The sequence below is a fragment of the Petrachloros mirabilis genome (genome assembly GCF_975968855.1).
Genome location: NZ_CDLUDY010000235.1, coordinates 1 through 9,587, shown reverse-complemented (window position 1 = coordinate 9,587; position 9,587 = coordinate 1). Strand labels below are relative to the sequence as shown.

Annotated in this window: 9 protein-coding genes; all 9 read right to left on the bottom strand. The window is 56.1% G+C overall.

The window, feature by feature from the left end; all coding sequences use genetic code 11:
- The coding region (locus ACWVCN_RS09730; RefSeq protein ID WP_455245423.1) for a PCP reductase family protein at positions 1 to 546 on the bottom strand (546 nt) is incomplete at its 3' end.
- Positions 547 to 568: 22 nt separating this feature from the next.
- Positions 569 to 1,489, bottom strand: a complete 921-nt coding sequence (locus ACWVCN_RS09725; protein WP_455245422.1) for an Mrp/NBP35 family ATP-binding protein — start codon at positions 1,487 to 1,489, stop codon at positions 569 to 571.
- 123 nt (positions 1,490 to 1,612) lie between these two features.
- The gene (locus ACWVCN_RS09720; protein ID WP_455245420.1) at positions 1,613 to 3,463 is read right to left on the bottom strand and encodes a GTP-binding protein; all 1,851 of its coding nucleotides are present in this window, start codon (positions 3,461 to 3,463) and stop codon (positions 1,613 to 1,615) included.
- A complete protein-coding gene (gene cysD, locus ACWVCN_RS09715; RefSeq protein ID WP_455245419.1) occupies positions 3,463 to 4,260 on the bottom strand; it encodes a sulfate adenylyltransferase subunit CysD in 798 nt (265 codons plus the stop codon). Before cysD ends, ACWVCN_RS09720 begins: the two co-directional genes overlap by 1 nt.
- Before the next feature lie 25 nt (positions 4,261 to 4,285).
- Positions 4,286 to 5,344 (bottom strand): anthranilate phosphoribosyltransferase, encoded by a 1,059-nt coding sequence (gene trpD / locus ACWVCN_RS09710; protein WP_455245417.1) that lies wholly within the window; start codon positions 5,342 to 5,344, stop codon positions 4,286 to 4,288.
- Positions 5,344 to 6,051 (bottom strand): phosphoadenylyl-sulfate reductase, encoded by a 708-nt coding sequence (locus ACWVCN_RS09705; RefSeq protein ID WP_455245416.1) that lies wholly within the window; start codon positions 6,049 to 6,051, stop codon positions 5,344 to 5,346. Before ACWVCN_RS09705 ends, trpD begins: the two co-directional genes overlap by 1 nt.
- A 117-nt stretch (positions 6,052 to 6,168) precedes the next feature.
- The gene (locus ACWVCN_RS09700) at positions 6,169 to 8,649 is read right to left on the bottom strand and encodes a sulfurtransferase TusA family protein (RefSeq protein ID WP_455245415.1); all 2,481 of its coding nucleotides are present in this window, start codon (positions 8,647 to 8,649) and stop codon (positions 6,169 to 6,171) included.
- Between the two features lie 7 nt (positions 8,650 to 8,656).
- Positions 8,657 to 9,106 (bottom strand): RrF2 family transcriptional regulator, encoded by a 450-nt coding sequence (locus ACWVCN_RS09695; RefSeq protein ID WP_455245414.1) that lies wholly within the window; start codon positions 9,104 to 9,106, stop codon positions 8,657 to 8,659.
- A 289-nt stretch (positions 9,107 to 9,395) separates the two neighbouring features.
- A partial coding sequence (locus tag ACWVCN_RS09690) for a hypothetical protein (RefSeq protein ID WP_455245413.1) occupies positions 9,396 to 9,587 on the bottom strand: 192 nt, incomplete at its 5' end.

The following is a 9,587-nucleotide window of genomic DNA, read 5'->3' as shown; positions in this document are numbered from 1 at the left end:
CAACGTGATCGTCTTGTATCCCTGCTTCCGCGCATATGCTTCGACACTGCTCTGTACCATCGGCTTGACAAAGGCAGGAAGCCGATCCAGCTTCTCCTTCGCATCGGGAGACCAGATAAACTCCGAGTCCGCCGTGCCGCCGTTGGCTGGTTTACCGCCCGAAGTGAGCCCCATCTCTGCCACCATCGCTGAAAAAGGACACCCGCTACTGGGCTTGTCACCGCTCTTGGCGGACGATAAAGCAGCCGTAGCCGGTTGTCCCCCTTGAATCTTCTCGTTCAAATACGCGGCCATCTGGCCCGATCCCGCGAGGGCTTCGTCCTTAAGTGTCCCGCGCGTCATTTCGAACGGTTCGGCCGCGTCGGTCCTGCCGCCGAGCTTCACGCCAAGCGAGCTGACCATCTGCGTTTCACCGGGATTCGTGACCATGGAAAACTTCGCCCCACAGGACGGGCAGCCGAAAAAAACCCCGAGCGAGCCTTCACCCGGCTTCTCGACCTTTTCGAAGTTCATGTAAGTTTCGCAGTTGAGGCACACGAATTTCATGGCAGCTCCTCTCAGGTGAGCGTCACAGTTGTTCGGCCAGAACTTTCTTATAATCGAGCAATGTTCTGATCCGGCCGACGATCTCCTGATATCGCTGGATCGTCGGATAGGTCTCGTCCAGCAAGGGTTCGCCCTTGTCGAACGTACGGGCCAGCTTTCGATCGAACGGAATACGGCCCAACAACGGAAGGTCGAGCGCTTCGCACATGGCTTCCGTGTTGCCTTCGAACAATTCATTCTGCTCGCCGCAGGACGGGCAGCGGTATTCACTCATGTTTTCGACAATCCCGAGCACCTTGATGCCCATGTCGCGGGCATAGGTCACGGACTTCTGTACGACGTCGGAAGCGACTTCTGAAGGAGTCGTCACGACAATCGCCCCGGCCAGATCAGGAATAAAGCCCGCAATGACAGGCGGTTTGTCGGCAGCCGCCCCCGGCGGCAGGTCGGCCAGAAGGTAATCCAGTTCGCCCCACGCGACATCGGCGAGAAACTCTCTTATCACGTTCATTTCCATCAAGCCCAGCCAAACCGGACTGACATCCATCGGGCCCTTCCAGCGGACCGGTGATGCAGCGCCGAGAAAGAAATCCATGGACGCGACCTTGATTCCCAAGGGACCGATCGGAGGGATGGCCCCCTCCGGGGTCATGGTCAAGGATTGCCCGTGGAGCCCCAGCATGCGGGGCACGCAGGGACCATTGAGGTCCACGTCCAGCAAGCCCACCCGAGCATTCTGCCTGGCTAACGCGAGCGCAAGATTGACAGTGGTCATACTCTTGCCGACCCCGCCCTTGCCGCTCATCACGACCAGTTTGTGCTTGATGCCGGCCATACGGGCCTGGACCTGCTTCATCTGTTCGGTGATTTGCTGAACGACCTTGGCATCGTCGGAATAGCGGAGTTTACCCAGAATCGTTTTGAGATCCTTTTCAGGAGGCACGGGCTGCACCTTCGGTTAGTGTTCGTGACGATGGGAAGCGATACGGTAACATAGGGATTTTGGGAGAGTCAAACCACCGAAAAGGCCTGAACGGCAACAGGGACAAAGGCATCCGCTGCTCTATTATATTGAATACTGAAACGTCGGTTTTGCCCCTATGGCCTGTGCCAGAACACCGCGCCGCTTCAACTCGTCTAAGATCCGCCTTGTTGCGTCATCGAAGTCCGCCGGGCCGGACAACACGATGTCAGCATTAGGCGGAGCTTCCTCCGGGGTTTTACTCATGTGAACCGAGATGACCGGAGTCGGATGGACTAAAGTCCGAATGGCTTGCGCCGCCTCAACATAATCCAAGCCGAACGGATTGGTCGTGGAGACGACGATCAAGCCTGTGTCGACGAGTAATCTGGCAACCTCCCCGTATCTCCGGGCCATTTCCGATGTTTGGCTTTTTTCCTTTTCAGAGAGATCCGCATCCAGGCCCCGCCGGAGATTCTCGCCGTCAAGCAAGTATGCATGGCGGCCGTCGGCCACCAATCTGGACTCGAGTTTCTTGGCCAAGAACGACTTCCCCGTGTGCCGCCCTCCGGTGATGAGCACGATTGCGGCCCGATGGCCGTACTGTTGCGCCCGTTCCTCGATACCCACCTCGCCCTTAACCCAGGCAAAATCCCGCCGCCTAGCCTCTTCTCGCAGAAACTCTTGGTCGTCGTGCACCAATTCAGTAACGATACCGCCTCCGGCAATGTCGTAGTCGTCGACGAGGACGAAGCGGCCCGTCACTTCGAACGATGCGGAGAGATCGAACGCAACTGGTGTTTTAGTCCGAAGGGTCAGTTCGGCGACTTGATTTCTGCCGACCGAAGTCCCGCCTTGTTGCTGATTCAGGTCCATCGTGTCGATGATTCGATGAATCGCAGCCACCTCGCAGTCTACTTCCTTGGTAGCGACGCGAAGCAGATACTTGCGGCCCTTTTCCAACGGACGACGGCCGAGCCAGAAGAGATTGGCGCGGAATGCTGTCGACACGAGCGGAAGATGTTCCTGATGCGTGGCGAGCTCACCGCGCTCGACGAAGATCTGCTCATCGAGTGTGACACCGATTGACTGACCCGCTTCAGCCCCCGTTGGTACGGGTTCAATGTTGAAGGCCTCGACCGATCGGATGTTGGCCCGCTTGTTTGAGGGTGAAAAGACGAGATGGTCCCCGATTTTCAACCGCCCCGCCGCAACGCGGCCCGCGATAATGCGGCGGGCGTCGAACTTGTACACATCCTGAACCGGAAACCGAAGCGGCTGCTCGGAGCGCGCCGTTTCTTTCTTGAAAAGACTGAGCGTGTCCAGCACGGTGGGGCCTTTGTACCACGGCATCGCTTTGCTACGATTCGCGATGTTGTCGCCCAGCTTGGCGCTGACCGGAATAATCCGCTCCGGCACAGCTCCGAAGTGTCCCAGGAATTCCCGATACTCCTTCTCGATTCCTTCGAACACATCCTGTCGATAGCCGACGAGATCCATCTTATTGACGATGACGGCGAACTGGCGCACGCCCAGGAGCGACAGAAGGTAACCGTGTTTCTTGGATTGCTCCTTGACACCCTCGAGCGCGTCGATCAACAGCAGTGCCGCCTCGGCCCTCGCCGCGCCGGATATCATGTTCTTGAGAAATTCCTTATGGCCCGGTGCGTCGATGATGATGTATTGCCTCCCCTTCCACATAAAGAACGTGCGGGCCGTATCGATCGTAATGCCCTGCTCTTGCTCTTCGAGAAACGCATCGAAGAGGAACGCGTACTCGAATTCCTTGCCTTGCTGGCGGCAGATTGCTTGAACCTTTTCGAGCTTGCCGTCTGGCAACGAGCCGGTGTCGGCGTACAGACGACCCAGGAGAGTGGACTTCCCGTGATCGACATGCCCGACGATCACGATGTTAAGATTCTCGGAAGGTTTTGTAGGGCCAGTGTTAGACGTCATCACATGTACCCATCTTTCCTGAGCAGTTCCATCCCTCGACCTTCATCCTGGGCGCGACCGGACCTCTCAGCAACTGTCGTGTGCCGAAGCTCATCGATGATGTCGTCAACCGATTTGGCGGTCGATTTAATCGGTGCTGTACAGGGCGCACACCCGAGACTGCGATACCGGGTCCCGTCTCCCTTGTCCAGATACAAATCGATGAACGGAATGTTTTCTAGCTTGATGTATTCCCAGATGTTGATCTCCGTCCAGTCCAGCAAAGGATGGATACGGATGTGCGTACCCGGGGGGAATGTCGTCTTGTACTGGTCCCACAGTTCCGGAGGCTGATCGCGGAAATCCCAATCGCCATGTTTGTCGCGCGGCGAGAAATACCGTTCTTTCGCCCTGGTGCCTTCCTCATCGGCCCGCACACCCAAGATAACCCCTGTATAGCCCTTGTGCTCGAGCAATTGTTTGAGGCCGTTGGTCTTCAACGCCGTGCAGCAGACCACGCGCCCCATCGTGTGATTCATACCGGCCGCCAACGCCTCCTTGTTCTGCCCGACGACCAGATTCAGATGCCACTCTCTGGCGAGACGATCGCGATACTCGATCATGGCCGGAATCTTGTAGCTGGTATCGACGTGCAGGAGCGGAAACGGTACGTGCCCGAAAAAAGCTTTCCGTGCCAGCCACAGAAGAACCGTCGAATCCTTTCCCATCGACCACAACATCGCGAGGTTGTCGAAGTGCTTGTAGGCTTCGCGCAGAATGTAAACGCTCTGGTCTTCAAGTTGGCGGAGATGTTTCACGTGATCGATCCTTCTCGTTCGTTCACTAGATGCGTCCGGCCGCACCGGACGCCACTGCTTCCTGACTCAACGATTCAAGTTTCCTGGCCGCGGTTCCCTCATCAATCGCCCGCCGTGCAAGGGGGACGCAAGCCGCGATCGATGATCCTTTGCCCGCCGCATACAGCAAGAGAGCCGCATTCAATACGACCCAATCCCGCGGTCCACCCTGGAGTTGATTGTGCAGGATCCGTTTCAGCAGGTCGGCTTCTTTTTCACGTTGATCGGGTGGAAACCCCGCCATTTCACGAGAGGTGCCCAGTGCCAGCCCGGCATCCTTCGGCGCAAGCGTCAGGGGTGAAATCCTTTCATCCCGCAACTCCAACACCTTGGTGACCATGGCGATCGATAGTTCCGGATCGCCTTCTACTCCACGTACAACCAGGGCGCGCGGGACACCGAGCATACGCAGGGCTTCAGCGGTCTTTTCAAAATAGGGTGGGTGGGAAAGGCCCACCACTTGCGACGCGGCACGAGCCGGATTCAAGAGCCGAGCAACGGGATGAAACACATTACGCACACCGAGTTCCTGTCTCATCTCGAGAAAACGGTAGAGCGGTGGATGGTATAAGGCGACGTCGAGATACCCAAATCCCTGCTTGGTCACGACATCCGCCACGTTCTTCGGCTCCAGATCAACCGGCACTCCCAAAGCTTTCAAGATTCCCGCGTTTCCGGGACGGCCAGGGATACCGTCGTAACCATGCATGAGGATCGACGCCCCTGCTGCCGCCGCAACAATGGCCGCCCCGGCGAGCGCGTGAAAGGTGTCCTGCTTTCCCGCATAAGAAGGCAGATCGACAACACCGAGCTCCCGGGGAATGTGCACAGGAGGAACGTAGGACCTGGCAGCCGCGGCGAACGAGGCCAGTTCGGTGACGGATTCCATCTTCAGGCGCATCGCCACCAAGAACGCACCTGCCTGAGCCGGCGTCGCCTCACCCTCGATCAGCGATTTCATGGCACGCTTGGCTTCATCCCATGTCAGATCCTTGGAACCCTTTGGGCCCTTGGCTATTTTCGCGATGAATTCTTGCATTGACATCAAGAGGCCTTATGTAATCCGCATTCGGTTTTCGCACTGCCTTGCCAGCGGCCAGACCGAGGATCTTCACCCGGCATGACCGGCTTCGTACAATGGGTGCAGCCAATACTGGGATAATTCCGGTCATGGAGTGGGTTGTACGGCACTTCATGAATCTTGATGTAGGTCCAGACATCGACCCACGTCCATTTGGCAAGTGGATTGATCTTCACCAACTGAAACTTGTCATCCCACTCGATCAGTTTCGTATGGGCTCTGGTCGGGGACTGATCCCGCCTGATTCCTGTAATCCAGGCGTCGAACCCTTTGAGCACGCGAGTGAGCGGTTCGACTTTCCGCAACTGACAGCATCGGTCCGGATTACTGGTCCATAACGCATCACCATACTGTTCGGCCTGGCGTTCAGGTGTGAGCAAAGACTTCACTGACAGGACTTGTGCCGACTGGAGCTTGTATCTCTCGATAATACGATCCCTTGTCGCATAGGTTTCCGGGAACAGAAAGTCTGTATCTAAATAGAATAGCGGGACCGTCGGATCGATCCGATGGACCATATCGACTAGGACGACGTCCTCCGCGCCGAAGCTACAGGCCAAGACGATCTTGTCTGCATAGCGTTCGATCGCCGCAGCCAAGACCTCTTGCGGCTGTTTCGTTTCAAACGAATCCCCCCAGGCTTGGATTTCTTGTTGGGACAGTCCCGTCATCTTCGTTCTTCTTTGGCAACAATCAAGCAGTCACGGGATGATTCCCAATTGCGCGCGTTGAACGAGCACTGTTTCCTTGTGCGCGTTCCGCAAGCAGGGGAACATCTCGCCACAGCGCTACTCCACTTTCTCAACGAGAATCCTGTAATGCGCCGCTTCCGGCTCCAGCGGTTCTTGCAGTAACAGGTGATGCCCGTCATTCTTCAAACTCATCGGCACATTCTTGATCGGCTCTCCTGCATCGAGCCACACTTCCAACTTCTCGCCGGCATCCATCATTTCCAGTTTGAGCTTCGTTTTGACGTAGTTTAGCGGGCAGGCTACCCCTCGCAGGTCATACACAGGCGCACCGGTTGGCACAGGCGCTGCAGATTTCGGTTCCGGCGCAACGACAGGTGCGGAAACCTTTTCTTCTTTCACCGCGGCCAGTTTGAGATCTTTTCCCATCAGATCGGTGGCTGCACGGCAGGCATCGACGAAACCTTTTGCGAAGGCCATCTTCTCCTTTGCCGATTCCGCCGTCGTCTCCTTCGGGCCGAGATCACCAACCTTCTTGCTCAATTCGCGATAGATTGACGGCACCACACCCTTCTGAGCGATCCGGCGATCGAACTCAATAAAAGTTTCGGAGTCGGTGGAGGGTTCGAGCCCTTCCGTAACCAATAGAGCCTTCGCCGCCGCGAGCACCGCCCGATAGGATTTGTTGACCGAGACCGAAAATTGATGGTTATCGGCCAAAAGTTTTGCCTGATAGAGCTCTTGGTCGGCCTCGAGAATACCGTTTTCGATCATTTCGAGGGCGCCGCCGGCGCATTCTCCAGGTCCGAGATCTTCCAACACGAACTCTTCTTCTCCCTCCCAGTCGTAGTAGAACGTCGGATCGTCGGTGTACGCGGGCGCAATCGTATAGGGGATGAGTTCATCTTTCAGGGCATTCTTTCCGACGCGATCGATAAAAACCGGCAACCCTTCGCCGTTCTTACGGTCTCGCCGGTAGACTTCGATCAGGTGCGTAATGGCGGCAGGGACCGCCTTGGCCGGCAACTTCACAGTCATCTGACCGATCTTTGCCGTGCCGTTCACCTTGCCGCCCAGGTGCAACTCGTACATCGGCACTGTATGCTCGCCGATCCGCTTCCCGACACCATGCAGCCCTATCGTCGCAATGTGATGCTGCGCGCAGGAGTTGTGGCAGCCGCTGATTTTGACGCTGACGTCCTTGAGATCCTCGGGTACGCGGCCGGCCGGGAACACATCCGCCAACGCCCTCGCAACTCCCTTTGAGGATGTGATCCCGAGACCGCACGTGTCCGTTCCCGGGCAGGCGATGATGTCCTCGACCAATTCAGCGCCCGGATCGGACAGTCCCTGTGATGCAAGGTTGGCATAGAGATCCGCAATCCGTGATTCCGGAATCCAGCGGATGATCATGTTCTGATTGATTGTCGTCCGTAAGTTGCCGTTAGAGTAGCGCTCAGCCAAATCGGCAATGTGGAGCATCTGCCCCGCTGTAAGATCCCCCATAAACAATTTGATGACGGCCGACACGTAACCGGCCTGTTTCTGCCGCACGACATTGGTCCGCTTCCACATGTCGAAAGGCGTTTCCTGAAGCGCACCGTTGCCGTTACCATTGCCCTGAACGGAAACTGATTTCGCCCCGTTCGACGTGGGCATGATCAAGGGAACCGGTTCGTCTTGATGGGTTAAAATCTTCAACGGGCCGTTCGATGGTCTGGCATGGCCCATCGCCACATAGGCTTCTTCCCACCGTCGTTTGAATTCGTCGAAGCCGAGCTTTTCAATCACGAATTTCATGCGGGCCTTGTTGCGGTTCTTACGGTTCCCCAATGTGTCGAACACCTTGATGACGGCTTCGATGCTTGGGATAAGTTCCTCCATCGGCGTGAATTCCCGCAAGACTTGGGCAATTCTGGGCGCCGACCCTAGGCCGCCTCCTGCCACCATTCGGAACCCGATTACCCCGTCTTCCCGTTTCACCGCGAGCAAGCCGATGTCGTGAATCGGCGTCAGGGCGCAGTCGTGCTTGCAGCCGGAGAACGCAATCTTGAATTTACGGGGCAAGCTCTGGTTGAGCGCATTACGCAACAGGTGATAGGCCACCGTTTTGGCATAGGGTGTAATGTCAAAAACCTCTCCCTGGCAAACGCCGGCGAGATGGCAAGCGGTGACGTTGCGGACGGTATTGGCACAGGCTTCCCTCGTTGTGAGTCCTACTTCGGCGAGGCCCCGCATCACGGTGGGCACATCCTTTAATTCGACGAAGTGCAGCTGGATATCCTGACGGGTCGTGACGTGCCCGACGCCTGTTCCGTACCGATCGGCCAATTCCGCGACACGCCGTAGCTGGTTGGCCGTGAGACCGCCGAAAGGAATCTTGATCCGAACCATCTGTACACCGGCTTGGCGCTGGCCGTAGATACCGTACTGCAGCCTAAAAGGCTTGAAGAGATCGTTGACGATCTCCCCGGAAAGCATTCGTAAGGCCTCCTTCTCAAAAGTGTCGATTTCTTCGAGAATGGCGGCAGGGATAGGTTCGGTACGAATGGCGACAGTGCTGGTCGTTGATTGGCTCATGGTGACCTCAAATGTGATACATGAGTGACCGTTGCTGATCGAGTTGACGCTGCTGCCCGGCTAATTCTTCGATGGTTATACCCTCAAGAACATGACGCTCTGCTGCGGAAACTCGATCCCAGATTCCAGCCAGCAAGACCTCGTTTTTTGACGGACGAGGAAGGGAACTGTGCCCGTTCGAGGTTGAGATCGAAAGAAACGGGCCGTCGAGCGCCTCAAGGATGTCCGCCACGGACAGCTCGGACGGATTCTTTGTCAAAACGTATCCGCCCTGAGCGCCCCTGAGACTGGATACTAGACCGGCTTTCTTCATCATGTGAAGAACCTGTTCGAGAAACCTTGCTGGAATCCCCTGTCTTTTGGCAATCGATTTTGCTTGAATGGGCAACGATCCTGGGTGCATGGCCAAGTCAACAGCTGCCATGATTCCATATGTAGATCGAAGAGATACCTTCATACTACAGTATTCCGGTCGGAATTAAGAGACAGTATTCATACCCTGCCCACGAGTTCCCTGTCAAGGCCATCCAAGCCCGCCGTTCCCATTTGCATTCTCTTCTATTTTTTTGGACGGAGGATGGTCGGACATCCGGACAGCGGGACAAAAGACCATTGATCGAAATGAGGAAAAAAACTTCCTGGTTTTTGATACAGAATTTCTTTCCGTCATGATGTCGAATGAACGAGCAAGGGAACATCTCGAAGTGAGAGCGCTATGTATGCAATGTGCGATCAGTTGTTTGTTGTCATGGATTGACGCCCGTGACGTCGTCCTTCGCCAGATTGCCGGTTATTTCTTCGTTGACATGATATCCGCTCTGGGCAATAATCCGACCCTCTTCTTCTGGTGAAATCTTCATGACGCTTTCTTCTTCGGTCTTCAGCATTCTTTTGCTCAGCGGCGATCCGGACATCCAAACACAGTTCAAACAAGTCTT